We start from the raw sequence: 24906 nt of genomic DNA, 5'->3' as shown, positions 1-24906 counted from the left end.
AATTAAATTCATCGATTAACATATCATTTGATGCTTTCTGATTTTAATTTTAATCACTCTATCGGCAGATCCTCCATTGACATAACAACCTCAATTGCTTTCTCTTGTGAATAAATGACACGAATAATTATTGTTTTATTCTTTTCTGCATCAGCACCTGTCAGGTTTAAAACGGTAACGCCAATTTTTGGCAGAATATTTTTCTCGATAAAACGGATTAACATCCTGGCCCCAGTTTCAGCTACCGGACATTGCTCAACCACGTGCTGAACCAATTCTTCGCTGAAGGTCAGCGCAATACCATAATTCGCTTTTGCCCGCTCAGCGATACGGTTCAGGTGAATGTTGACAATCTGCCGCAACGAGGCAGTCTCCAATGGGAAATACGGTATGACAGTGACCCGCCCCAAGAAAGCGGCGGGGAATACTTTCAGCAATGCCGGCTGCAATAACGTTAATAAGCGGTCTTCATCCGGCATCGTTTCCGGATCCGCGCAGGCGCTGCTGATTATTTCACTACCTGTATTGCTGGTAAGTAAAATAACGGTATTGCGGAAATCGATATGGCGACCTTCACCGTCCTCCATCGAGCCTTTATCGAAGACCTGGAAGAACAGCTCGTGCACATCCGAATGCGCTTTTTCCACTTCATCGAGCAGAATAACGCTATAAGGTTTACGCCGAACCGCTTCGGTTAATACGCCGCCTTCCCCGTAGCCCACATAGCCTGGCGGAGACCCCTTCAGCGAAGAAACAGTATGCGCTTCCTGATATTCGCTCATATTGATGGTGATAAGATTCTGCTCGCCGCCATAAAGCTGGCTGGCGATCGCCAATGCGGTTTCTGTTTTGCCGACACCAGAAGGCCCCACCAGCATAAAGACGCCAAACGGTTTTTGCGGGTCAGCCAGGCCAGCACGCGCAGTCTGAATGCTCTGGCTTAGGCAAGTCAGCGCATATTGCTGACCAATCACTCTTTCAGAGAGGCGCTGCGGCAGCTCCATTACTGCACTAACATCATCCTTAAGTACCTGCCCTACCGGTATTCCGGTCCAGTTCGCTACGATAGAGGCAACCACACCGGCATTCACTTCAGCCTGCACAAGCGGCTGCTCACCGCGAATTTTTCTCAGCGTTTCCTCTAATTCATTCAAACGCGCCTGTAAATACTCGACTTTTTCTGCTTTCGGGACCTGAGATTCTTCCACCGCAGCGGCCAAAAGTTGCTGACGCGTATCGATGATGCTGGCAACCAGCTCGCATTCCTGCGCCCAACGGCGATCGAGAAGCTTCGCCCCTTCAGCATGCTCAGCGATGGAATTCTGAATAGACTGGACGCGTTCACCGTCTTCTTTACCAAAACCGATCGCTTTTTCGAGCAAAGACAATTCCGTCTGCGCCGACTGGCTGCGGAATTTCAGTATTTGCAATTCTTCCGGCGGAGCATGCTGCGCAACGGCAACCCTGGCACAAGCGGTATCCAGCAGGCTAATCGCCTTATCAGGCAATTGACGGGCAGGAATATAACGATGAGAAAGGCGCACAGCCGCTCGTATCGCCTCGTCCATGATCCAGACGCCATGATGCTTCTCCAGCACCGGCAGTAGCCCGCGCAGCATGGCGATAGCCAGCTCTTCGGAAGGCTCTTCAACTTGAAGCACCTGGAAGCGACGCGTCAGAGCCGGATCTTTTTCAATGTGGCGCTTGAATTCGCTCCACGTAGTGGCACCGATCGTACGCAACTGACCACGCGCCAACATGGGTTTCATTAGATTGGCGGCATCGCCCGTACCGGCATTACCGCCCGCACCAACCAGCGTATGTACTTCATCAATAAACAAAATCACCGGCTCGGCGGAATTGACGGCTTCTTCCAGGACCGCTTTTAAACGCGCTTCGAATTCGCCTTTCATGCTGGCACCCGCAGAAAGCGCAACGACATCCAGCGCCAATAGGCGGACGTTCTCAAGCGAAGGCGGCACTTCACCGGCAACGATAGCCAACGCCAGGCCTTCCACCACGGCAGTCTTACCTACACCGGCCTCACCGGTCAGCAATGGATTGTTCTGCCGACGGCGCAGCAAGATATCTACCAGGGTATTTATCTCTTTATCGCGCCCCAAAACCGGATCAATTTTTCCCTCACGCGCCAGTGCCGTCAGATCCGTCGAATACTGCGACAGGCCGCCCCCCTGTGCTGATCCCAATGCATTACTGGCTTCGCCAGGAACGCCAGCTTCGCCTGGAATAACCGCGCCGCCGGTCAAATCGCCTTCTTCGGCCGAATCGCGAATGATATAACCGAGATCTTTGCTTAAATGCTCCAGCGGGATCTTTTCGAACGCCGGGGAAATGGCAAACAGCGCACGGCGTAATTCCATGGTGGTGAGCAACGCAATAAGCAAGTGACCACTGCGGATGCAATTATTGTGGCATTCCAGACTGGCAAATACCCACGAACGCTCGATGGCCAGTTCGATATGGTATGAGAAATCGGAGATAGAGCTCGCACCTGCCGGTAGACGCGTTAATGCCTGCGCGAAATCACGCTCCAGCATTTCGGCGTCCACTTCAAAGTGCCGAATGATATGCTTGATATCACTATCTTGCTGTTGATATATCTGATTTAGCCAGTGCACCAACTCAACGTAAGGATTACCACGCAGTTTGCACAACGTAGTCGCACTCTCTACGCTTTTAAACAAACTAGTATTTAGCTTGCCGAATAGGTTTTTTCTGGTTATCGCCACGATAAAACTCACCCTGTTTTAATTCTTCCATAGTGGATCTGAGAACCGTTTTGGTTACAAAAATCCGGCGTAACGGTACGCTGCTTTGTAAGAATTCTAATTAAAAAAATTGAAATAAAAACCCTAAAACGCGACGCATAACAATTTTGAGAATTAAGCCCGGAAGTTATTCTTAGTCTTAATCATTAATTTTTATTTTTTAAGAATAAAGCCCGAGGCGCATTCTTAAAATAGCAACTGGGATTAATAATACCATCGTAAAAAACAATTAAATTTATAGAATCGCTACCGTTAAAGAGAAAAGTTCGGCAGAAGGCCAGCGGGACACTTTTGATTTAATTTCGGGTATTGTTCTCCTGACCAACAAGAAAAGTTCTTTTTGCCGTTATAAATTGACAGGGTGCTAAGTGGAACACAACTTCCTAGACTACTACAATCGAGAGCTGACATTCGTCAGGGAAATGGCGCAAGAATTTGCCGAACGACATCCTAAAATTGCCGGGCGTTTAGGGATGCACGGCATCGAGGTTGCGGACCCTTACGTGGAGCGTTTGATTGAGGCATTTTGCTTTTTATCTGCCAGAACGCAAATAAAACTTGACGCTGAATTCCCTAAATTCACCCAGCGGTTACTGGATCTTATCTATCCAAACTATAATTCCCCCACCCCCTCTATGGGTGTTGTCCAGCTGAAACCTAATTTGAGCGAGGGGGATTTAACGCATGGCTATAAAATCCCCAAACAAAGCGCTTTCTATAGCAGGATCTTGCCTGGTGAAATGACCCGCTGTGAATTCAGGAATAACCAAGACGTTACCCTATGGCCGCTGGAGATAGCAGAGGTAAGACTGACGTCCGTACCACCGGATATTCCTAATTTGGAAAGTTATCGTCTCAATCATCATCAGTTGAAAGGCGCACTGCGGATAAAACTAAAACTGCAGGGCGACCTTGTTTTTTCTGCGCTAAAAGGGCTGGATAATCTTCCTTTTTATATTCAAGGTGATGAACGCGTTGTGTCTCATACCTTTGAGCTTCTGCACGGCAGCCATGTTGCGACAGTGATCCGCAGTGAGAATAGAGAAAAACCTCAGCATCATGTCATCAACAATCAACCTCTGAAATTCGAAGGCCTGGATCCGGACCAGAGCCTTTTGCCCCTGCAGTGGAATATGTTCCATGGTCACACTCTGATTCAGGAATATATTGCCTGCCGCGAAAGATTTTACTTTTTCTCTCTCACGCAGTTGGGCACGGCATTGGAAGAAAATAATACAAATGAAGTGGAGATTATTATTCTCCTGAATAGATTACCGCAGGATTTAATCGCCCATCTGGACAGCTCACGTTTTTTGCTGTTTTGTACGCCGGTGATTAATCTTTTCCCGAAGAGGGTAGACCGCATCGAAGTCAATCGGGCGCTGAACCACTTTCATATTGTCCCGGACCGTAGCCGCCCGCTCGATTACGAGATTTTTTCCGTTAATAAGGTCCTTGGTTTGCAGGCGGAAACCAGTGAGGAGCTGACATTTAACCCGCTTTATCAGACCCGGCACAGCGACACCGGCAATTTCGGGCGCTACTTCTCGGTAAAGCGTGAAGTCAGAACAAAAGAAAGCCTCAGTCGTAAATACGATACCCGCACGCCTTACAGCGGCACCGAAATTTTTATCTCGCTGGTCGATCAACAAGAAGCGCCCTACGGGGAGCAGATTCGCTATCTATTGGTCGACGCGGTGGTTACTAATCGTGATTTACCCCGTTTGCTAACCAGCACCGGCAGCTTTGATCTCACTATGTCAGATTCCGTTCCCATCCATGGCGCCCGATTCGTAAGCTCGCCAAGCGCCCCGCGCGCGCCGTTCGCCTTAGGCGAGTCGGCATGGCGGCTAATTCGCCAGCTTAGCTTTAACTACCTGCCATTATCTGACATGGACCATGCTCAGGGGGGCGAGTCGCTGCGTAATATGTTGCGGCTTTTCACTACCGCAGCCGATCTGGATTCCGTAGCGCAAATTAACAGCCTGGTAGGGTGCAAAACCGAACCCGTGGTTCGCCGTCTGTCGAATGAAGGGCTGCTGGTTTACGGACGCGGAGTTTGCTGCAGCTTGACCGTAGACGAAGAGGGTTTTTCCGGAGTCAGCCCCTATCTCTTTGGCCTGATAATGGAAAACTATCTGGCGCGCCACGCCGCCATCAACATCTTTACGGAGACTGAACTGCATTCAATGCAGCGTGGTTTAATCGCGCGCTGGAAAGCGCGGCCAGGCAGGCGAGGTGCGCTATGAATCATCGCGACGCCTCCCGGCAACCTGCAAATCTGGACAACTGGTACGACATCGATAAACCCTGGGAAGCCGGTTTTATCAGCATAATGCGGGCTATTGCGGCCCGCACGCCAGACTCTCCACCGCCGGGCAAGGCAACGCTGCCTTCACAAGAAGGCTTTCGACTTGGGCAGGTTGCCAGTATGGCATTCTCGCCACGTGAAATTTCCGCCATTAGCCAACAGGACGAAAAAATCAAGCTCCAGCTATTCGGTTTAGGGATCTGGGGCGCACAAGGCGCCATGCCGCTTCATCTTTCCGAACTGGCCTACTCCCGCTACGAGCAGCACGATCGTACGCTAACCGATTTTGCGGATATTTTTCACCACCGGGCACTCAGCCTGTTTTATCGCGCGTGGTTTTTATCGCAGGACACCGCCTCGCTGGACCGCAAAGACGATGAACGTTTTTCGTTTTATGTCGGTAGTCTGATAGGGCTGGATCCTGCCGAACTCCCCCCTGCGCCGCTTCCGATTCATACCCGGCTGGCCTCTTCTGCACACCTGATTCGAGAAGCGCGCAACCCGGACGGCTTACTGGGCGCAATGCAGTATTACTTCGAAGTGCCGGTCCGTATGGAAGAATTCGAGCTGCAATGGATTTTTCTGGAAAGCAAAGATCAAACCGCGCTAGGCGACGATCACTACGCCACATTGTTAGGCGACGGTGCCATTCTCGGCAACACCGTACTGGACAGGCAATGCAAATTCAAATTGCTGATGGGACCGCTAACGCTGGCCCAGTACACCCAGTTTAGTCCGTGGGGCCGCGATTTGTCGGTACTGCGCGAACTGGTGCGCAGTTTTATTGGTTTTGAATATGCATGGGATGTAGAGCTAGTGCTGGCCGCCGATCAGGTACCGCAGGCCACGCTGGATGGCAGCCATCAACTGGGCTACGCCAGTTGGCTGGAGCGAAACACCTGCGATTCGCCAGTCTCCGGCATGAGCTTCGAACCGGAAATGTATCACCGCTAGCGGCTCCCTACGGGCCGATTACGCAGCCACTCATGGATGAAAGTGAAGTCGCTATGAATCAGACACACAGCCTGAACTGTTCAGATTATTACCAGCACCTTATGCAACCCATTGAGGGTGATGCCCCCTGTGGTGAGAACCTCGATTACGATCCTGCCTTTATCATGCTGCAATCCAAGCTGCAGCCCAAACTTGGCGTTGAGTACGGCAATTTTTTTGAAGCGGCGGAGCCGATTAACTGGACGGAAACCGAGCGTGAATGCCAGACCTTGCTGCAAAAAAGCAAGGACATCAGGCTGATTATCATCCTGATGCGCTGTCAACTACGCAAGATTGGCCTCCCTGCTCTGGCGGAAGGGCTCGAAGCTCTGCATTCCTTGCTTCACGCCTGGCCGGACGATCTCCATCCGCAGCTTTTGGACGAGGGCGAATTTACCCCCGTTCTGCGCGCTAATGCCCTGGCCGAACTGAATGACGTCAATGGTTTATTGGCAGACTTGCGTAACCAACTGCTGCCAAAAGCTGCCGGTCTGCAAGTCACCGTCAAAGAATTCGAGAAAGCGCATCAGATTCCGCGTGAAGAAGGAGCGCTTTCGGATACTGCCGTCGCCGCACTGATCCATGAATGGCACAGCAGCGCCCGCGAAGAGATTCGTCCTTTGAGCCAGGCATATCATTTCATACTTGAAATGAAAAAAGCGCTCTCGGAGATGCTGGCGCAAGAAGCGCCGGAGTTTGACGCTTTGGTCAGTATTCTGAAGTTGTTCTCCGGCGAATTCGGCAGCGAACCGCCTGCTGCGGCGGCTCCCTTTCCTGACTCCATTCCCGCCGCAGTTGGCGGGCAAGACGACTTGCCGGCACCCACCGTTGAAGCGCCCGTCGCTGCTGTGAAGACCGTATCTCCCCAGGTTGAGGCTGCGACATGCACTGTGCCAGAGGTGCAACGCGGCATTGGCAGCCGTATTGATGCGTTGCATCGCCTACAGGAAGTTCGCAGCTGGTTTGCCATGACCGAACCCAGCAGCCCGCTGATTCAGGTATTGAAGTACGCCGAGGATAGCATCGGTAAAAACTTTGCCGACCTCTTAAAAATGTACCCTCCTGAAATCGTTGCAGTGCTGAATCAAGAAAAGGAATAAATGATGTTAAAGATCTCTATCATTATGCTCTCCGCCCTTATTCTGTCGCCCAATGCCGAGGCCGCCTGTAAGCTTGCCCGTGGCTCGCTCACCAAGCTGAGCATTCCTTCGCAGGTAATTCGCATTTCTGCTGATGCCCCGGTCAGTACTTCAAATCCTCTGGCTCAGTTCGATAGCCCGACAACATCGCAGGATATTGGCTTCGATGATTGCATAGCGGGGACACCATACGGTAAACGTACGATAAATCTCCGAAACCAGAACCCGGCGACAAAAATCTTCCCAACCAATATTCCCGGCATCGGAATTAGAGTGCTTGCGAGAGCTGGGGACGCTACCGGCGACTTTCCCTCAAGCGGTGCCGTCACATTTCCTGGTGGCGAACAGATAGGGACATTCGATATCAAGGCAGGGCTTGGTTATCGCATTCAAATTTTTAAAACCGGTAGTCGACTTTCTCTACAGCATGGAGAGAATACTTTCCTACCAGCCGGTCTCATTGCTTATAACTACCTGGGGATAGCGGATCCGGCCTATTTCACCACCGATCTGACCATCGGTGAAATGAAAATTACCAGCACGCCGGCCTGTACCTGTACCTCCGATAAAGCGAAAACCGTCAATTTTAACGATATCACCCCTTCACAGTTAAAAAACGGCGTTACGCGCAAGCTGGATTTCGCCATTGTCTGCAAAAGCGACTTTGGCTCCTATTCGGCCAAAGCATCGATTATTACAGCGACCCCCTCCTCTGATGCCTCGTATATCCGTGCCAAAGATGCGGCAGGCAAACAAGACCGGTTAGGAATAAAAATCACTGATAGTGCCGGTAAGACAATGAAAGTCGACGGCAGCACGTCGGAACAAAAAACCGGTATCTCCAGTCTTGGACCCGCTGAGTTTGCCTGGAATGCCACACTGTTCGCCAGCAGTCAATCCGCCCCAACAGGGGGAGTTCTCTCCGCTAAAGCGGAAATCGTTTTTGATATTCAGTAATAGGGATTTTTATATGGTTCGGGAAAACAGGGATAACCCAGCAACAATTTTTATCAGCATAGCCAGTTACCGTGATCCGGAATTGCAGTCCACGCTTCAGGATATGCTGCAGCACGCCGCACATCCTGAAAATCTGCATATCGCCATTTGCTGGCAGGATAACGAAGAACGGGATGTTTTCGAACAGACTGGGCTGGAACCGATAGGCAAGCGGTTCGTCGCGGGCAATGAGGTCTTTGCTTATCGCTATCATCAGGCTCGCATCGATGTTATTAGCATACATTATTACGCCAGCCAAGGAGCCTGTTGGGCACGTAACCTGGCGGAAACGCTATTTGATAATGAAAGCTACTTCCTGCAGATAGACTCCCATTGCCGCTTCATACCCAACTGGGATGAAGAAATGATCGCCATGTTACGACAATTACAAGCAACATCGCCTCTGCCCATTATTTCTTCTTATCCCCCTGCTTATACGCCAGGAGACAATGAAGAAGCGAGCAAGATATCTAGTGTCACCCGCTTACTTTTTCGCGCCTACGAGGACAGGATTCCGATGTTAGGTTCCACGATTTTTGAAGCGACCAAACCGCTCCGAGGCAGCTATCTCGCAGGCGGATTCACCTTTTCCACCGGGAGTTATGTTAAGGCCGTTCCTAACGACCCGCAGATATTCTTCGCTGGTGAAGAAATTGCCATGGCCGTGCGTGCATTCACTCACGGGTACGATATCTATCACCCGCATAAACCGCTGCTCTGGCACTACTATCAACGCGCGGAACACAACAAGATCTGGGGTGATCACACCAATCAGGCTAAGGATGATGGCATGGTTGAAAAAGCGTGGTGGGAATGGGACAACGCCTCGAAAAAACGCGTCAGAACCTTGTTGGGGCTGGAAAGTGATGGGGCTGCCAGTCTGGCTCCCTACACACTGGGCAGTAAGCGAACCCTAAGGCAATTCGAGTATCAAGCAGGGATTTGTCTGGAAAACGGCACAGTCCTACCTGAAGTGATGGGCCCATCATTGATAAATTTTTTTGCTGATCCTCCCATTGACGAGCAGGAATGGCTCAACCGCCAATACGCCTACTACAAGAAAACCATCACACTGAATGCGTCGGAATATAGCACCATTGAACCGGGCATGAGCGACCTGCACTTGAACGTTTATAACAAGGAAAATGTCCTGCTGTATAAGCGCACACTGGGAACCGAGGAATTTGAGACGTTACGGAAAAAATCGCCACATGACGGGCTAACCTTATCAATCGAATTCAAAACTGCCAACACAGTTCACCCCGCCGTCGTACGGTTATGCCCGTGGTCTACGGCGTCAGGCTGGGGTGCTATCACGGAGAAAGCCTGGTGAAAAGCGAAACCTTTTTTTGCAGGCTTATTGGGATCGATACCCTGTTCTCTTTCGACGGGATCATTCCTTCCGCTGCAGATTTTCAGCTCAAGCTAACCTCGTTGATAGAGCAGCTCAATAAAGCCTTGCTGGCGGAAAACCAACTGCCAGCAGAGAGCGAAGCGCTCTGCCAAGCCTTGTGCGGTTATTTCGACATGCGTCTCACCAACGCCCCGCAGAATAACTCCTTATCCTGGCAACGTTATTCATTGATGCACTACTTTTACGGTTACAACGAAAGTCAAGAGGCCCCTTCATTACCCGCTCAGTTGGAGGTTCTCTTGAAGACCGGCAGCGACGTGATTTTCCGCTACGCCTGGAAACTGCTGCTGCTCCTGATGAAGGAAGAAGGGCAAACTGAAACCTTGGTTTCGCTACGCTCAGCTTCCCGTGCCCGTTACTTTTCCCGTGTTCGCCCCCACTTAACGCCACCGGAACCAGAACCCACCCTCTGGGGATCGCAAAACGATACGCTCTCAGATTCGCCGCGCCTGATGGTGTGTGTTATTGGGCCATTTGCCGGCAAATGGTTTAGCCAATCTGATCTTTCCACAAGCAACGACAGCGGGATTGTTTGGGTTGTCGCTGAGCACGCGACGTCACTGGTTAAACGACTCGAGCATTTGAAGGAAAGCTACAGTTCGATGGCTACCCTCGCTTTTTTCCCGCTGCTTGCCGACGGATTTCAAAACAGCGGGATCATGATTGAACAAATTACTGCGTGGCAGTATGCCTTTTCATCTACGCGACTTCCCGATCACTTGCCCTGCATGCTGGGGCTGTATACGCGCCTGAGCCAACAGCGTTATCCACACGATCCCGATAGAGCAATCTGGACCGGAGGTTTAGCGGCTCCTCCCTACGGGGAGCTAAAACTGGAACCCCGCCTTATTGAGCTTATTGACGAGCTTGATGCCAGCGATGATGGCAACGATGTTTACACCATTCAACGACACGCGCTGGGCTCTATGTGCGTAGTCTGGCTTGCCGAAAATCGGATACTGAATGCCCTGCAAACGTTGTTTGACAGCACACAGCTCGATCTCGCCGGCGTTACGCTGGCCGACCACGGGCAAGGATTCACCCGCCACGGCGCATGGTCCCTTTGGCTTGCGGAAAAGTATGGCATTCTGCCAGGCCTTGCTGCCTCCTTAGCTATGCATCCACTCCCTGCCGTCCCCCTTCCGCCTGTGATGACAGAAGATCCTCTTCTACCGACGCCGGTTTTGCCTCTCGCCAAACCTCATCCTCCGCAACGACGCAGAAAAACAGCCTTCACACTGTTGGTGTTATTTGCTTGTGTGGCAGGTGGTTTGGGGTATTACAGTTGGCAATCTGGCGGTGAAATACGTGAGCAGTTGAAACAGTCGGCATTTTTTAACGCGCTGTTCGGAGACTCCAGCCTAAACACTGACGTTGTGCTATTCACTTTGAGCGGCAACACACCGTTATTCGAAAACGGCAGCAGCAACCTAATGCCCAGCAGCGAAAAACAACTCGCTGAAATCGTACCAAAAATGACGCACATCCCAGGCCAAATGTTCCTCATCATCGGTCATTCTGACAATACCGGTTCCGCCGCTACCAACCTTGCGTTGTCAACCGAACGGGCGCGTGTCGTTCGGGACTGGTTGGTTGAACACAGTGGGTTATCTGTCAACCAATTCCTCATTGAAGGTGCAGGGAACTCACGTCCGGCCGCCAGCAACGCCACCCAAAAAGGACGCGCGCAAAATCGCCGCGTTGAGATTATTCCACTATCTATGCAAAACAATCAGGATTGAGAGAAATTCGCTTATGAGCAAAAAACCTGTGACTTACCCACTTAATGAAGGCACTTTCGTAACACTGGATCCGCAAGAGGATAGGACAATCAATATCCTACGCTATATGGATGACGAGAATACCCCCTACAATATTCTGATTAATCGTGCCATATTGGAAGAAGGTCAAACCGTAGATGATTTTTGTGAAAAGCAATGGGAAAAAATGAAACGTTCCGTCCCAGGATTTGAAGTGGAAGGGAAAAACCTGAAACATGAAATTGGCCCGGCTAAACTACCCGTCCTACAGACTGCCAATAAATTCCTGGAGGACGGCGGCTGGGTTCGGCAGGTCTCGTCCATCATTACGCTGCCTTGGCACCCACAGATAAACCCAGACTCTCGCAAACTGTTGGTGTTTACGTTGGCGGTAAACAATGATTTTACCGAAGCGCAACGCAAGCATTACGTGCGTATTATCAACAGCTTTATCCCTGTAGAAACCCCAATCAGCGTCGAAAGTTGACTCTTCCCTTCGTTCTGCTCCAAGGCCCCATAAAAGGCCTTGGGCATTAATTATTTATATCTCGACAAACTTTAGCAGGCAGTAAATTCGGTGTACACGCTTGTGGTTCCAAACGTGGTCCTGTCTGAGAAGCACCTGAAGAAGCGTCTTAAATCCGCAGCGAGGGTAACATTCAACCGCCTCGGATCACTGCTTCATCACGTCGTGTATAGGGCTGATAACGAAACACCGCCCTGCTCAGCGATAAAGTCCTGCATGCTTGCCGTATGCTCATCGTAAGTGCCCGGGTTTTCCACCCGGTTAAGGTCGGTTCCTGGACACGCTACCGCCCATCGCTGTTTCCCATGAAGGGGACCAGAGCGCATGCGGTCAGGCTGGCAGGCAGATTGTGGTTTTCTTTACTCAATGCCCACCGTGCAGGCACTCAGAAAAAACGGCGGGCACTCCAGGAACACCTGCATCCCCGCCGTTAAACGTTCATCCGCGATCGCATCCGACATCGTCTGCGCGTCCTGCCAGATGTCCAGCGCACTCAGCTCAGAGACCGGGTTCAGGTTGATTTTTTCAAACAGGGACGCGTAAACGCCACCCGCAGCAGGACGTTCCAGCACCACACTCTCACCACCAGCCGCATTCTCATTTTTTACAGACATCAGCATCTTCCTTATTAATCCGTTAAATCATCGTGACCGTTATGGCTGTCTTGGGGCCAAGGCTGAAAGTTCGGCTCAGAGTTCTGCACTTAATGCCGGGAAACCTGCTCAGGAGTGAAATCCTTCATGCTCAGGAAGGTCAGACTGATATTGTCTTCACTACCATCATCGGCAAGCGTGTTTTTAACGGTCAGATTGACTTTTGGGGAATATTTGGAAAGAACTGAATCAAAATTATTTTTGTTCAAGTTAACTTTTTTGCGCTCAGACAATGGTGCAGACTCCTGATCATTACTGAAGTCGCCCGCCACCAGTAATTTCAGAGGGAGCTCAGTTTTCTTGCTCGCGCCCCCCGTATGCAAATCGAGTTTCAGATTAATGCGCGCTTTAGGGATTTCGGACTGAAAGGAAGAGTTAGACATGGCTGTCCCTGTTCTATGGAGTAATAGAAACGGTCAATGCCAGTGAGAAATTAATAAGAAAGGCTTACCCTGCCAGAACAACATCCCTGCTTACGTCATCCAACGTAAATCAAAATCCCGGAACTAAAAAGCGGGTGTATTCCATCCACCAGCATGCCGACACTGTATTTTTGAGTATTTCTCTGAAATAAGAAATTTCAGATAAGACCCAGTAGCCGGAGTGTAGGAACGTTCTCTGCCTGATCGGAAATGAAAAAATGTAACAAAATTTTACAAAGTCAACCTTTAACACCAACAGATCATCTTTCTGATTTATAAGAATTTTCCTTAAAAACCACTTCAATCCATGTGGAATAAGGGTGTTCAGCAAACGATCAATTGAGCTTAGGGAGTATATTTGTACAAAACACCACCAATCACGTGAAATATCTGATTTTGTACTTTTATCAAAAAATGAGAAGCAGGACGTGACTGAGCATGTGAAAAATTGACGACATCTTCGGGTTATCATCATTTCTTATTATTCACTTAAACGAGGCTTATTTGTTTTCGTCAGAAGAAAGGAAATTTCACGACTGCCCTTTACTCAAACCATAGGGCAGGATCGTCTACCGGGGTGGGGCCAGTCCAAACAGGCTATTGAGGTGTCCGGAATTGCTGATCAACTACAGCAATGGTGGGCTGATTTTCTGGGGATCAACAGAGAAGGCATGATTTCTCCGTTTGATTATGCGAAATTGACGTTGCCACGAACCGGATGTGAGCACGCATGGACACCCAGCCGATAAAGACTGGGTGTCTACTCTGACGTTATTTTTTCAGTAAAGGCACCCTAACCCGAGATGATTGAGTGGCAGGGGCAATAAAACAGGTCTAAAAAGGAAAATGAAGTGAAAAAATGGATATTGCACAGACTCGCATTATTACTGTTAGCAGCCCTGCCCTTCTGCAGCGCGCAGGCCGAATTATCAGTCACCGCCCATAACACCGGCGAGTTGGCCGGCACATGGGGGGGCAAAAATTGGTATAACGTTAACGGGCATGCGCTTTGGCGACAGCAGGACGCTGCAGCTATTCAGGTGAGCTGCACGGCCGTGCTGGGCTGCGCGCTGGCAGTCGGCACCGTCGTCGGCGATAAATTCTACCCAAGATACGGGTTTATCCCTGTCGCGAGGGGGATGGCTTGGGAAAAGGCCTACACGCAGTGGATTTACACGCACACGACCGATATGGCCTTTACCTACCCCGAGCCGGCAGAGCGACTTTCCGCGCCCGGGGCCTGCAGCACAGTCGGTTTATACTGGGGTCGCGAGGAAGGCGACGGTTACTCACAGTGGTTGCCTGTCCCCGGCAGCCTTTGTGCGCCTATCAGCGGCCCCCAATAACAGGGTGAGTCGCGTCAGGCCCACCCTCGACTCGCGGGAACCGGTTCAGATGCCTTCCCCGACGGCTCAGAGAAGGAGACCAGGCTATCCCGTCATCAATGGTACAACCCGTCTTCGGTAAAAAATAATCAGACGGGTGACCTCATCTGTCAGGCCACAAGGTGAGTGAGCACCTTAATGTTATCGCGGACGGCATTGGAATAAGGGCAGACGACATGGGCTTCTTCGATCAGCTTTTCCGCCTGTGCGGAAGACATGCCGGGTAATGTCACCCTCAGTTCTGCTTCAATGCCAAAACCGGTGGGTGTCGGCCCTATACCGACAAGACCCTCGACATTAGTACCTGCCGGTAAGGCTATTTTCTGCCGCGCTGCCACATACGTCATCGCGCCAAGAAAGCAGGCTGAATAACCCGCGGCAAAAAGCTCTTCGGGATTGGTTCCCGGTACGCCTGCCCCACCAAGCTGTTTGGGGATGGAAAGGCTGACGTCCAGCACTTTACTTTCAGACCAGGCGCGACCATCGCGGCCCCCCGTTGCAGTGGCTTTTGCTGTATATTTTACATCTTCAACTTTCATGGTTTTCTCTCTATGTCTGAAATAATGTGCAGATAAATGTGGTTTTTCCGCCCATGCCAACCGTTTGACAGAAAAATTGCAGGCTGGCCATACTTTTGCTAACGCATTCAACCTCGGGCAATTCAGGCACTTTTTCCTGCCCCGTCCTGACCATAGACGACTTTATTAAACAGGCCTTCAAGATTTTCAGGCGGCAGATATCCATTGATGAACGTGCTTAATCTGCCATTTCTCCTGAAACAGACTGTCGGAAATGATTGCACGCCTGATATTCTGCAGAACCTAAACTGTGCCTGTGTAGCAGACTTGATTTCATTACTTTCAAACCAGGAAATAAAATCCTCAACCGGAATGGAATGTAACTCACACAAACTTCTGTAGAACTCTTTTTCCTTGGGATCCTCACCAGAAACATAAAACTTTTCCTGAATGCTGCGAAAAAAAGATAGCTTCTTACTTTCTCCAATAAAAATCCCGGCGGTGATGACGGCCCGGCAGGCCGGCTCTGTGTCATAATTGAAGGAATGCCTATCAAGTAGTGTGTAGCTGAAAGGCTTTCCTGTTTTTAACGCGATATAAGCCCATTCATTTCTGAGAAATTCCGTAAATTCCGGCCCCCACAGATCCCCCCCTCCGGCCCGCAATCCTCCTGTTATCACGTTGAAGCCGATGTCGTTTTTTTCACACAGGTTTTCCAGCGCAGAAAACGTATCAGACCCACCCCAGCACCACGAACACATCGGATCGCCGAAATAATAAAATGAAATATCCTCTTTATTCCCGACATCCGAAAATAAATGGGCGTTGATATCAGGCACACTCTCGGCCAAACAAATACCTTTTTCATTTTCGCATTTCATTGTTGTCTCCTGTTAATTAGTATGCGGGTATCTTATCAACCGCCCGGTCAGGTACAATGCGCTGTATCCCAACAACTGTGTGCAGAAAACCTGAACGATGGACAAACTCACCGCGATGCAGACCTTCATAAACGTGGCCGAGGCTGGCAGCTTCAGCCAGGCGGCCAGGCTGATGAATGCACCCAAAACGCGGGTATCGCAGCGAATTTCTGAGCTGGAAAAAGAGTTAGGTGTCAGGCTCCTTGAAAGAAATACCCGCTCACTCAAGCTGACACCCGCAGGGGAAAACTATCTGTCGCGCTGCAGGGATATTATTGGCGCCCTTGATAATGCTGAACACGAAGTGCGTGGGGAGGTTTATGGGGCCCGGGGACATATTCGCGTTGACATACTGTCCCCCATAGCACGTTGGGTTATTGCACCACGCCTGCATGAGTTCATGGCGCTTCATCCTGACGTCACGCTGAGCATTATCAGTAACGACAGTTTCGCCAGACTCTACGAAGACAACGTGGACTGCGCCATTCGCGGCGGCGAACTGAAAGATTCGGGCATGATATCTCGCCACCTATGCAACGTAGAACTGGCGCTTTATGCTTCACCTGAATATGCGGCAACGCTGAGTGAAAGTCCGAAATTATTGTCTGACCGCGATCTCATTACCTGGCTCAGCGCCGATGAACGCAATTTGGTGTGGTCGCTGAAGCGGGAAAATGAAACCCTCACGCTTCGCTCGGAAGCTCATCTTTATATGAACGATCATGATGCCGCACTGCTACATTGTGCGGCAGGAAAAGGAATATGTCCGGGGATCGGTGCAGGGGTGAGCGAACTGGTCTCTGCCGGCAGGCTGGTGCAGGTATTTCCTGGGTGGACCCTTGCCCCAAGGCCGGTCAGCATCGTTTATCCAAGCAGAAAGAATCTGCCGCAGAGAGTCAGTCTTTTTGTTGAGTGGGTATGTCGCACCGTTTCACTGGCTGAAAAAGAGATTAACAGCATCAGCAAAGCGCTGACGCTGGAGTAGGCTTGGCCCCATGAAAAGCGCTTGCCGGCATAACGTTTTCAACGGGGCGGTAGCGAGATCTCAGATAACGGGATATTGATGGCGTACATCTTACATGTGGCATTACAGAATCCGCCGCGCGCCAGGCGAACGCGGTGCTCATGAAGGAAACGCCCGGCATTCTCTTCGTCTCTGAAGACAAAAAGCCCCCCGGCAGCCTGTTCTTCAGCATTCTCCGTCCAAATTTTCCACATCAGTCCTGCTTCCGCTGAAAAATCATGGGCAAGCGGGCCATAGGTTGCCGACATCTCACGGCCCCAGGGGCCCTGATGAGAAAAGTCGGTTTGTATAAGATACAATGCCTCTTCTTTGTCAGAGCCGCAACTGAACGGACGTGTATGAAGAGGTGCTGAGTTGATGGCTGAAAGGGGTTCATTAACCTCAAAAACGTTCATCTCAATGCCGGAAATCCCCGCCAGTGACAGCCTTTCGGCATGCATCCGGCCGTAACGCAAGGCATCATCCCGGTTGTCAAAAAGATAGATCCCCCCTGCTTCGCAGGTTAAGGCATTCTCGGTCCAGAGTTTCCAGTACAGGCCGGGCTCCTGAGCAATAGTTGAAGCCAGGTCGCGGAAATTCTCGGTCATGGCATGCTGCCAGGGGCCCGCATACGGGAAATCCACCTGCAGGATATGAAGTGTCATTTTTTCGTACCTTCTTATTTTTTCATTTGATAATGGAACTGTGACGTTGTTGAGGCGCTGATAGTAGCAGGGGGCTGAAGACAAACAATAACCCGGCCCAGAGAAACAGTGTGCAGGAAAATTGGACAATCATGCATAAGCGATGACGACCAAGTCGTCAGCCTGCTGATTAACCTCGTTGAAAATAAAACAGCGGTTTTTAACCCTATTTTCTTAAAGAAAGGCAGTAATTCGCGATCATTATCATCGAACGACGCGTCAATTCGTTCGTTGTCAGTGTGAAAAATCTCACCCGTGGCCTTGCTGTGTGTCACCCGCGCTGTTGCCCTCAAGGTGTTACCCTCGATGATGCGATTATCCGTGGAGGTTAGCCATACTGACCGCGTGCTGCGCAGTGTGTGCAGCAGCGGGCCCGGTAGCGCTGTGGTTTCCCCTTACTCTTGAGATAAATCTTTCTAACAAGAAAATCTCTTGCAGGGCACAACAGGGAAAAAATAAAACCAACCGACCTGAAAATCTCAAGCACTAAAATAAGTTTAAAACCCATAAAAATAAATCAACGCAACAGTGGGTTATACTTATTTATTAATGCAATCGTCTTGATTTTATTTTATCTTACAAAATATCAACCTTGAAAAGCGCAAACCCACTCACGGTTTGCCCAAGTGTCCCTGTATCGGTAACAACAAAGAGCGGGTTAAACGTATAGGGGCCAATGATATCCCGTTCAGCCGTAGAACCGCAGCCATCACAGGCAGATATTTTCACCCGGACACCGCCATTCATCACGATTGTATCCTTCATGTCCAAGGTTGTTACACTTACACGCACCCGTACACTAAGGGGATTACAAATAACACGTACTGCCGCAGTGCCCCGCGTCGACTTACCCACTTGAGTGATTAAGTTTACATGGTTCAAGACTTCAGCAGAGCAGGATTTTGTGGGTACCGGGGGGATGTATTGATTATAAATATAATATCCGTACATGCCCTTTGGATAACATTTAATGATAAGGGTATTCTCTCTTTTCCCTCCTCCAGGAAAAATCACCGACGTCAAAGTCTCGCCAGAATACCTATTTACAAAATCAGATGCCGCCTTCTCATTCGGACAATCCAAGCTAGCTGAAGGCTCCTGTCTGGCATAAACATCTTTTTTTTCATCGCTGTATTCAATGTAGCCCAGAGTACCAGCATTTTGAGAGATCGCTGGAAAAAACATCATATCCGCAGGAGTGCTCGATCCAACAACAATATAACCATTGTTAATTTTTTCCGTAGCAAACACGGCATAAACCATAGGCGAAAAAGAAAAAAATAAAGAAAAAAATAAAAACCTCATGATTTACCACCTCAACAAACTAGCACCTAAAATAAAACCAAGCACTATTAAAGCCCCAGCAAGAAATATAAAAACGACGGGGATTATTACCCTCCCCCCACTCAACGAGACAATTATTGCAAAACAGAAGCAATTTGAAAATATAAAAAATGAGATTAAAAAAAATAAAAGACATAACTCTTTCCCAATATTAATTTTACAACTTTCACGACCTTTAATATCAAAAAAGAAAATAAATCAGAATAAAAAACCATTGAAATAAAATGCTTAACATTATCGAACGTTAATTTAAAAGGTGCGTTATAATCATCTAAAATTAGAAGGGAATGTGAGCACGTATCTCAGGCTGGACGCGAAAAGTACTTGATTGATAAGTCTCAGAGAACACCTCGCCAAGAAACTAATAGTTTGAAAACTAACAGGTACCTATTTGGTTGCTGCCGTATTAAATACCACCTGGCGCCTGAGCACAAAATCCAGCGTGGGTAGTTCGACATACCATGCCATTCAGCACACAAAGACACCCAGCCGAGATGATTGAGTGGCAGGGGCAATAAAAACAGGTCTAAAAAGGAAAATGAAGTGAAAAAATGGATATTGCACAGACTCGCCTCGTCGAAAATAAAACAGCGGTTTTTAACCCTATTTTCTTAAAGAAAGGCAGTAATTCGCGATCATTATCATCGAACGACGCGTCAATTCGTTCGTTGTCAGTGTGAAAAATCTCACCCGCAGCCTTGCTGTGTGTCACCCGCGCTGTTGCCCTCAAGGTGTTACCCTCGATGACGCGATTATCCGTGGAGGTTAGCCATACTGACCGCGTGCTGCGCAGTGCGTGCAGCAGCGGGCCTATCGTTGGCATGCAGAAAATGACGGACGGCCCCCAAGCCACGGATTCACTCTCGCTTGCAGACCATGGGAGTCTGCCAGGGAGATGACAACAGATACTCCTGTCCCCCCAGGGGGATAATTTTAAACTTCACCTCGTCATATCTGAACAATTTAAAAATAACCGCCAGGTCAGGATTGCGTGCGCCAAAACGGACCGCGTAATAGCTGCCTTCCTTTTTATAGGTAAACTCTACAATTCTCTCGACCAACTGAGGCTGAGCATTGGGGCAGGTATAACTGCCCGAAACAACTACATAGCCTTTCCCATTACCGTGCATGGCCAGAAACAATTCGGTAATGCTATCCCCCTGACAGGTATTCGCCGCCATCCGGGTGTGTATGCGAGCCTGGCATTCAAATCCGCCATCAAGTTCTTGTCCTACACTTTTCCACCCCAAATACCCCAGGAGAAGTCCCACCATTATCAGCAAAAATACGCTACTTTTCGTCTTTATTTTCATAGTTAAAAACATAGTCATTATCGCAAGGCAGCTTACTGTCGTACGGACAATAAACCACTAAATGATTGGTAAACGCTTTGCCCACCGAATCTATCGTACTGTCCACGAAGAAATACACGTTTGCTTTACGGGTACAGTCCAGCGGCTTACGGCGGAGCCGCGTTTTGAAAACGTTGATGGCTTCCGGCCTTGCCATGGCTTGGGCCCCGCCCCCTGCCAGATAAAACCGACACTGGTCAAGGGTGAACACCTGCGTTCTCACCGGGTGCCGCCAGAGACTCAGAGACACACCGAGCGCCATCACGGCCGCGCAAAGCGAAAGGGCAACTATGAGCCATTTTCTTTTAGTGGAACCTTTGATCCCGACAACCGGGAGCTGCTCTTCAGACACCACCAATTCAGAGAGTGGACTCAAGTCTGCCGCAACAACCGGTGATGCCTCTGCCTTTTTCTCCTCGTCGTCAATGACGCTGAGGCTCTCGGCCTCAAACACAAAACCATGTTTAGGAAGGGTGGTTATCAGGCCCGTCAACCCACACTGCGAAAATGCTTTTCTCAGCATGGAAACGTGATTGTTCAAATTATTACTGGAGGCATTAAGCCCTCTGCTCTCCCAAATTTCATTTAAAATAACCTCTCTACGTAAGGGGAGCCCGTTATTTTTCACAAATAGCAACAAGAGCTCATTACCCACACTGCTCAGCGTGAGCATATCTATACTATTTTCAGGACAAAAAAGCGTGCCATCTGAAGAGTTGTACTTTGCAACTCCATTAATAATGTACTTCATAAAACTCCCCGGTAATAACTCTCCGTAATTGTATTTATTTTCTACATCTCCACAAGCCTGCCGTCCTGTCCTCCCTGAGGTTGTTCTCCCTTGCAGTTCGCTCCGCCCCCCCCTTGTATTGTAAAAGAAAATTCCAAAGCAGCGCACTGGCCTTCCGGCCTGAATCGCCCAACCCCCCTTTTATTCAGAACAAAAATCTAACTAATGTTAATAATCAGAATTAAAATCTATGCTCAATAAAACAATGATATATATGACCGTTAGGATTTTACTGAGTGTTAGGATTATTCCCATCAAGCAGCACACCCCAGGGAGATGACGCTCAGACGTGTCCACGTTGAACACTGAGCTGCGGAACCATGACAGCCCCTCAGGGCGTCACGCAGTCAATAACAATACGCCTTAAAAACACCATTACGTTGGGGAAACTTTTTCTCCAAGAGATTTTTTTGCAAACCAAAAATACAGAAGAAAATAATGAAAACTGTAAGTAACGAGCCCTATTTTGAAAATAGCAGACTAGTCCTAATCAATAATACCCTGACCTTAAAAGAAGAAAATATCTCGGTACGACTGAGTGTCCTGCAAAACACATTCCTCATGTGTTTAGTCAGGGGTATTACGGAGAGGCAAGCCATTATTCAGGCAATATGGCCAAGCACCCATTGGAAAGATAAAGGAAATAACTACAAACAGTTGCTGTTTCAAACCCGGACGACTTTGAAACGCCATGGCTGTCCTGAAGACACGCTAATCCTCTCCCCGGGGAGGGGTATCGGCTTAAATGTGAATTTGATGAAACCCCTTGGCCCGGCGTTTGATGAGGGCGCATACCCCCTACATGACCAGGGGTTGATGTATATCCTTTAGCACAGAGAAGTCGTTTGTCAACGTGACACATAAAGGTCCTGCAGATGCCTGTACAACGGGGCGCGAATATGCCAGCCCCGTTAATCATCCACAGCGCTGATTGCTCAGTCAGAGAATGAACTGCACCTCTAGATGGCCCCACTCTTAGCTTAGTATTCTGGGTGATAATTGATTTATACCTATATTAATATAAAAATCAATAAACCACTCTGGAGGTTATTTAAATCGCGGATCAGAAGGGAATAGTAACTCGGCCTCTTGGTGCAATGCATCCGCCTCAACCAATTTTTTCTGATAACGCAAAATTATCAGAAGATTTGCATAGACGTTTTTATCGATACGATATTTCAAGTAATCTTGCGCCCATTGGGTATACCCTTCCAGTAATTTTTCATCTCCGGTCTGGTTAAAACGCAACACCCCATACAAATGACGATCAAACTGCCAACGATCTTTGTGCACCCAGGTCAGCACCACAGGCAATGCCAACACCTTGTCCATATTGTTGAACCGCTGTTTTTCGGACTGGGTTAACAGCATACCGGTATAAAACGCCATCACCATGATGGCCATGCCAGCAGCAGATAATATAAACACAGCGCTCCCCACCAGGGGTTGCCAATATGTTGGCAGCGAATAACGATGAGCAGTAGGAGAAACCAGGCGATCCAGCATCGCTAGCAACAGCAAGAATACCATCCAGTGTATGGCAGAAAGATAAAATGGGTATTCCGTCTGTGTATGTAACAATATGGGCAGCAACGAAAAACATAAGGCCATTCCTTGTCCGGCAGAGTCCTTACCATTATGAAAAGCCACACTATCATATCGCCAGGCCTTGAGAAGTAAGAAAATCCCTGCAACTATTAGCAGCAACATACCTGTCAGACCGACCATTCCTCCCTCAACCCACCACAATAGCAGTTCATTGTGCGGATGACGGGCAATACCTACACCTTCGGTTGATAAGCCCTGCGCCAGACGAAAATGCTGGAAGCTATATTCAAAACCTCCGTAGCCCCAACCTAACCAGGGTTTCTCCGCTATCATTTGCAGCGTGGAGAACAACATAGCAGAGCGTGCCTGATCAGAACCATCATGGGGTTGATAGGCCATATTCTGGTCGAACTGCATTACCCCGATGGCCATCAGTACACCAGCTGCGATAGGCAAAGTTGACAAACAACAACGCCATGGCATTCGCCGGCCGTAGTACAGTAAAAACAACCCAATCAGCAAGATACCAGCCAGCCAGCCGGTGCGTGATTGTCCCCAGACGAGCGTCGCCGGGAATACCGCTAGCATGACCCCCAACGCAGCACTGCGGCAGCACTCCCAATATTTTTGCCTTAAAGCAAAGCCTGGCAATAAAAACACCATTAACGTTAACGCCAAACCGGTAGCCAGAAAGCTGGCTAACAGGTTGGGTTGCTGAAAAATACCGACTGCCCGACGGGTTGCAAGCGGTGCCCAGGCATCCGCTAACCCAGGGAGAAAGAGTTGTAATAGAGCCAACAACGCCTGTATCCCAGCCGCGATGATTATCAAATACACGACCCACCGCTGCCAGCACGCCTGCAACCGCAATTGTAAACACATAAAGTAAAAAAATACGCCCGTAAACAAACCTAATGCACGCCAGCCTGCGCTCTGTAACCATTCAGGGCGTGTATAAAACAACGGTACCAGCAACACGACCATGGCACACATAATAAGCCGACTGGTTTCTGTTACCCTAATTGCACGCAAAGGCAACCTGAGCCAGCACGACAATATCAGTCCTGTCATTAATAAATAAGTGATTATATTATTAGGCATGGCCAACCCCACGCCCCCGGGATTGGATATATAGAAAGAGAGCCCGCCAAGTGCAGCAAAAATCCATAAGAAAGTAATATTATTTGTTCTCATACATAAGCCTCACCAGAATATTAAACTGCTTTCATCCAGGTTGGGGGTTATTCATTTTTCGCTATACCGAATAAAAATTCCACAACGCAAATAAGCTCAGCCGTTACTCACTTCCGCGGTCACACGCAACCCTTAATCCATTTTTTCGGTTTGCTACGAGCCAACTCAGCCTGCCCCGCTCCTGGGGCGACTATACACGTCATAGATTGCGGGCTAATCCTGAAGCCGCACTGATGGACAAGTACATTAACCCAGCGCCAGTAGAACTGCCTTGACCACCTGCCGCATACACCGCAAGTGGTCATCACTTGGAAGCATTTTGCAAAGGTAGCCAAGCTCCATCAATCATAGCTAAGGTTCACGATGACACTTCCACGAAAAGCGCCAGGTTTACCGAGGTCACGCCCCCCCAGTCGTCCTTTGAGATTTACTGTGTTCCATCCCCCCCCACGGAATTTATAGGGGCGCCCATAGCCGCCGCCCCAATCGAGTTCAGCATAGATATCATCCGTTATGCTCAGCGGAATCCGTTCCCCAGAGTTGGTCTCAATGACGAGATCAACCGAGGCCCCTATTGTACAAGACACGTTCACAGTCGTAGAGGCCGTAGCATTCACTCTATCCGCAGTGATTGTACCAAAATCCAGCTGCATGCTATTGGAGAAAAAGCTACATGAGGTAGCTTGTACAATACCCTTGGCGCAGTTCGAAACGAGAGTGCCAACTTTCAGGTAACCATCAATGCCAGCAGCGATGACGACACAAGGCTTATTCCCCAGTAGCGGTTCGAGGTAATCTCGCCCAACCCTCCCTTTATTCTGTACACCCGCCCACCATGTATCAAGGTATTCAAAGGTTGATATGTGCCTTCCCGATTGGTGAATCCAATCATCTACGTCAGTAGCAGAGTAGTGTGCACCGTTAGGGAGCCAAGATTCGTCGATCGTATAGAAGTGGAGCCTGCACCTAGATTCGCCGTAACATGGGTTACGGATGTGGCCAGGGGGACCAACAACGGCGGCCGAAAAAAAACCATTAACACTGATAGGGACCTCCACCACAGATATGGTAAAATTGGCATATACTGGAGCAGATACAACAAGCAGGAATAACCTAAAAAGAGAAAGAAAATTCATAATACGGTC

Annotated in this window: 20 protein-coding genes and 3 pseudogenes; 11 read left to right on the top strand and 12 right to left on the bottom strand. The window is 49.2% G+C overall.

The window, feature by feature from the left end:
• Nucleotides 1-53 precede the first annotated feature (53 nt).
• On the bottom strand, nucleotides 54-2762 hold the full coding sequence (tssH, locus tag ACUTQ5_RS13790) for a type VI secretion system ATPase TssH (protein ID WP_445651728.1): 2709 nt from the start codon (nucleotides 2760-2762) through the stop codon (nucleotides 54-56).
• Between the two features lie 395 nt (nucleotides 2763-3157).
• On the opposite strand from tssH, the gene tssF reads away from it, so the two are divergent.
• Genes tssF through ACUTQ5_RS13755 form a run of 7 tightly spaced genes read left to right on the top strand, consistent with a single transcriptional unit; the run spans nucleotide 3158 to nucleotide 11889 of the window.
• On the top strand, nucleotides 3158-5038 hold the full coding sequence (tssF, locus tag ACUTQ5_RS13785) for a type VI secretion system baseplate subunit TssF (RefSeq protein WP_445651727.1): 1881 nt from the start codon (nucleotides 3158-3160) through the stop codon (nucleotides 5036-5038).
• Nucleotides 5035-6054: a type VI secretion system baseplate subunit TssG gene (gene tssG, locus ACUTQ5_RS13780; RefSeq protein WP_445651726.1), complete on the top strand. Its 1020-nt coding sequence runs from the start codon at nucleotides 5035-5037 to the stop codon at nucleotides 6052-6054. Before tssF ends, tssG begins: the two co-directional genes overlap by 4 nt.
• 53 nt (nucleotides 6055-6107) lie before the next feature.
• Nucleotides 6108-7193 carry a type VI secretion system protein TssA gene (locus ACUTQ5_RS13775; RefSeq protein ID WP_445651872.1) on the top strand — a complete coding sequence of 362 codons (1086 nt, stop codon included), beginning with the start codon at nucleotides 6108-6110 and terminating at the stop codon, nucleotides 7191-7193.
• Nucleotides 7194-8189 (top strand): fimbrial protein, encoded by a 996-nt coding sequence (locus ACUTQ5_RS13770; protein WP_445651725.1) that lies wholly within the window; start codon nucleotides 7194-7196, stop codon nucleotides 8187-8189.
• Nucleotides 8190-8202: 13 nt separating this feature from the next.
• Nucleotides 8203-9561 (top strand): GlcNAc-transferase family protein, encoded by a 1359-nt coding sequence (locus ACUTQ5_RS13765; protein ID WP_445651724.1) that lies wholly within the window; start codon nucleotides 8203-8205, stop codon nucleotides 9559-9561.
• Nucleotides 9558-11384 (top strand): OmpA family protein, encoded by a 1827-nt coding sequence (locus ACUTQ5_RS13760; protein ID WP_445651723.1) that lies wholly within the window; start codon nucleotides 9558-9560, stop codon nucleotides 11382-11384. Before ACUTQ5_RS13765 ends, ACUTQ5_RS13760 begins: the two co-directional genes overlap by 4 nt.
• 13 nt (nucleotides 11385-11397) lie before the next feature.
• On the top strand, nucleotides 11398-11889 hold the full coding sequence (locus tag ACUTQ5_RS13755) for a DcrB-related protein (protein ID WP_445651722.1): 492 nt from the start codon (nucleotides 11398-11400) through the stop codon (nucleotides 11887-11889).
• A 69-nt stretch (nucleotides 11890-11958) separates the two neighbouring features.
• Here ACUTQ5_RS13755 and ACUTQ5_RS13750 read toward each other — a convergent pair.
• From ACUTQ5_RS13750 to tssB, 3 pseudogenes are all read right to left on the bottom strand, one after another.
• Nucleotides 11959-12172: pseudogene (locus ACUTQ5_RS13750) on the bottom strand (IS3 family transposase); the annotation flags it as partial.
• Nucleotides 12173-12329: 157 nt separating this feature from the next.
• A pseudogene (locus ACUTQ5_RS13745) lies at nucleotides 12330-12548 on the bottom strand (type VI secretion system contractile sheath large subunit); the annotation flags it as partial.
• Between the two features lie 89 nt (nucleotides 12549-12637).
• A pseudogene (tssB, locus tag ACUTQ5_RS13740) lies at nucleotides 12638-12964 on the bottom strand (type VI secretion system contractile sheath small subunit); the annotation flags it as partial.
• Nucleotides 12965-13854: 890 nt separating this feature from the next.
• Between tssB and ACUTQ5_RS13735 the strand changes: the two are divergent.
• Complete coding sequence (locus ACUTQ5_RS13735; RefSeq protein WP_445651721.1) at nucleotides 13855-14349, top strand: hypothetical protein; 495 nt, start codon at nucleotides 13855-13857, stop codon at nucleotides 14347-14349.
• 149 nt (nucleotides 14350-14498) lie between these two features.
• Here the strand turns inward: ACUTQ5_RS13735 and ACUTQ5_RS13730 are convergent, their stop codons facing one another.
• Both ACUTQ5_RS13730 and ACUTQ5_RS13725 read right to left on the bottom strand, forming a co-directional pair.
• On the bottom strand, nucleotides 14499-14927 hold the full coding sequence (locus ACUTQ5_RS13730) for an organic hydroperoxide resistance protein (protein WP_445651720.1): 429 nt from the start codon (nucleotides 14925-14927) through the stop codon (nucleotides 14499-14501).
• Between the two features lie 122 nt (nucleotides 14928-15049).
• Nucleotides 15050-15787, bottom strand: a complete 738-nt coding sequence (locus tag ACUTQ5_RS13725) for a DsbA family protein (RefSeq protein WP_445651719.1) — start codon at nucleotides 15785-15787, stop codon at nucleotides 15050-15052.
• Between the two features lie 97 nt (nucleotides 15788-15884).
• On the opposite strand from ACUTQ5_RS13725, the gene ACUTQ5_RS13720 reads away from it, so the two are divergent.
• Nucleotides 15885-16811, top strand: coding sequence for a LysR family transcriptional regulator (locus ACUTQ5_RS13720; RefSeq protein WP_445651718.1), 927 nt, complete (start codon nucleotides 15885-15887; stop codon nucleotides 16809-16811).
• Nucleotides 16812-16849: 38 nt separating this feature from the next.
• On the opposite strand, the gene ACUTQ5_RS13715 is transcribed toward ACUTQ5_RS13720, so the two are convergent.
• Both ACUTQ5_RS13715 and ACUTQ5_RS13710 read right to left on the bottom strand, forming a co-directional pair.
• Nucleotides 16850-17494, bottom strand: a complete 645-nt coding sequence (locus tag ACUTQ5_RS13715; RefSeq protein ID WP_445651717.1) for a monooxygenase — start codon at nucleotides 17492-17494, stop codon at nucleotides 16850-16852.
• Nucleotides 17495-18109: 615 nt separating this feature from the next.
• The gene (locus ACUTQ5_RS13710) at nucleotides 18110-18838 is read right to left on the bottom strand and encodes a hypothetical protein (protein WP_445651716.1); all 729 of its coding nucleotides are present in this window, start codon (nucleotides 18836-18838) and stop codon (nucleotides 18110-18112) included.
• Here ACUTQ5_RS13710 and ACUTQ5_RS13705 point away from each other — a divergent pair.
• Entirely contained in the window at nucleotides 18837-19100 is a 264-nt protein-coding gene (locus ACUTQ5_RS13705) for a hypothetical protein (RefSeq protein WP_445651715.1), read from the top strand. The genes ACUTQ5_RS13710 and ACUTQ5_RS13705 overlap by 2 nt on opposite strands.
• Before the next feature lie 634 nt (nucleotides 19101-19734).
• Here the strand turns inward: ACUTQ5_RS13705 and ACUTQ5_RS13700 are convergent.
• Together ACUTQ5_RS13700 and ACUTQ5_RS13695 are read right to left on the bottom strand one after the other, a co-directional pair.
• A complete protein-coding gene (locus ACUTQ5_RS13700) occupies nucleotides 19735-20190 on the bottom strand; it encodes a hypothetical protein (RefSeq protein WP_445651714.1) in 456 nt (151 codons plus the stop codon).
• The gene (locus ACUTQ5_RS13695) at nucleotides 20168-20980 is read right to left on the bottom strand and encodes a winged helix-turn-helix domain-containing protein (RefSeq protein ID WP_445651713.1); all 813 of its coding nucleotides are present in this window, start codon (nucleotides 20978-20980) and stop codon (nucleotides 20168-20170) included. The genes ACUTQ5_RS13700 and ACUTQ5_RS13695 overlap by 23 nt, the downstream gene beginning before the upstream one ends.
• Before the next feature lie 477 nt (nucleotides 20981-21457).
• On the opposite strand from ACUTQ5_RS13695, the gene ACUTQ5_RS13690 reads away from it, so the two are divergent.
• On the top strand, nucleotides 21458-21850 hold the full coding sequence (locus ACUTQ5_RS13690) for a hypothetical protein (protein WP_445651712.1): 393 nt from the start codon (nucleotides 21458-21460) through the stop codon (nucleotides 21848-21850).
• A gap of 216 nt (nucleotides 21851-22066) precedes the next feature.
• Here the strand turns inward: ACUTQ5_RS13690 and ACUTQ5_RS13685 are convergent, their stop codons facing one another.
• Together ACUTQ5_RS13685 and ACUTQ5_RS13680 are read right to left on the bottom strand one after the other, a co-directional pair.
• A complete protein-coding gene (locus tag ACUTQ5_RS13685) occupies nucleotides 22067-23761 on the bottom strand; it encodes a Wzy polymerase domain-containing protein (protein WP_445651711.1) in 1695 nt (564 codons plus the stop codon).
• Nucleotides 23762-24102: 341 nt separating this feature from the next.
• Complete coding sequence (locus ACUTQ5_RS13680; RefSeq protein WP_445651710.1) at nucleotides 24103-24897, bottom strand: MrpH family fimbial adhesin; 795 nt, start codon at nucleotides 24895-24897, stop codon at nucleotides 24103-24105.
• Between the last annotated feature and the right edge of the window lie 9 nt (nucleotides 24898-24906).

Source organism: Serratia sp. NA_112.1 (assembly GCF_052691715.1).
This window is presented reverse-complemented; position numbering and strand designations above follow the sequence as displayed.

Bases quoted from the DNA above. Each gene is read 5' to 3' on its own strand.
- tssG (WP_445651726.1), top strand. From the start codon at position 5,035: ATGAATCATCGCGACGCCTCCCGGCAACCTGCAAATCTGGACAACTGG.
- ACUTQ5_RS13775 (WP_445651872.1), top strand. From the start codon at position 6,108: ATGAATCAGACACACAGCCTGAACTGTTCAGATTATTACCAGCACCTT.
- ACUTQ5_RS13770 (WP_445651725.1), top strand. From the start codon at position 7,194: ATGATGTTAAAGATCTCTATCATTATGCTCTCCGCCCTTATTCTGTCG.
- ACUTQ5_RS13765 (WP_445651724.1), top strand. From the start codon at position 8,203: ATGGTTCGGGAAAACAGGGATAACCCAGCAACAATTTTTATCAGCATA.
- ACUTQ5_RS13755 (WP_445651722.1), top strand. From the start codon at position 11,398: ATGAGCAAAAAACCTGTGACTTACCCACTTAATGAAGGCACTTTCGTA.
- ACUTQ5_RS13730 (WP_445651720.1), bottom strand. From the start codon at position 14,927: ATGAAAGTTGAAGATGTAAAATATACAGCAAAAGCCACTGCAACGGGG.
- ACUTQ5_RS13725 (WP_445651719.1), bottom strand. From the start codon at position 15,787: ATGAAATGCGAAAATGAAAAAGGTATTTGTTTGGCCGAGAGTGTGCCT.
- ACUTQ5_RS13720 (WP_445651718.1), top strand. From the start codon at position 15,885: ATGGACAAACTCACCGCGATGCAGACCTTCATAAACGTGGCCGAGGCT.
- ACUTQ5_RS13715 (WP_445651717.1), bottom strand. From the start codon at position 17,494: ATGACACTTCATATCCTGCAGGTGGATTTCCCGTATGCGGGCCCCTGG.
- ACUTQ5_RS13705 (WP_445651715.1), top strand. From the start codon at position 18,837: ATGATTTACCACCTCAACAAACTAGCACCTAAAATAAAACCAAGCACT.
- ACUTQ5_RS13710 (WP_445651716.1), bottom strand. From the start codon at position 18,838: ATGAGGTTTTTATTTTTTTCTTTATTTTTTTCTTTTTCGCCTATGGTT.
- ACUTQ5_RS13700 (WP_445651714.1), bottom strand. From the start codon at position 20,190: ATGAAAATAAAGACGAAAAGTAGCGTATTTTTGCTGATAATGGTGGGA.
- ACUTQ5_RS13695 (WP_445651713.1), bottom strand. From the start codon at position 20,980: ATGAAGTACATTATTAATGGAGTTGCAAAGTACAACTCTTCAGATGGC.
- ACUTQ5_RS13690 (WP_445651712.1), top strand. From the start codon at position 21,458: ATGAAAACTGTAAGTAACGAGCCCTATTTTGAAAATAGCAGACTAGTC.
- ACUTQ5_RS13685 (WP_445651711.1), bottom strand. From the start codon at position 23,761: ATGAGAACAAATAATATTACTTTCTTATGGATTTTTGCTGCACTTGGC.
- ACUTQ5_RS13680 (WP_445651710.1), bottom strand. From the start codon at position 24,897: ATGAATTTTCTTTCTCTTTTTAGGTTATTCCTGCTTGTTGTATCTGCT.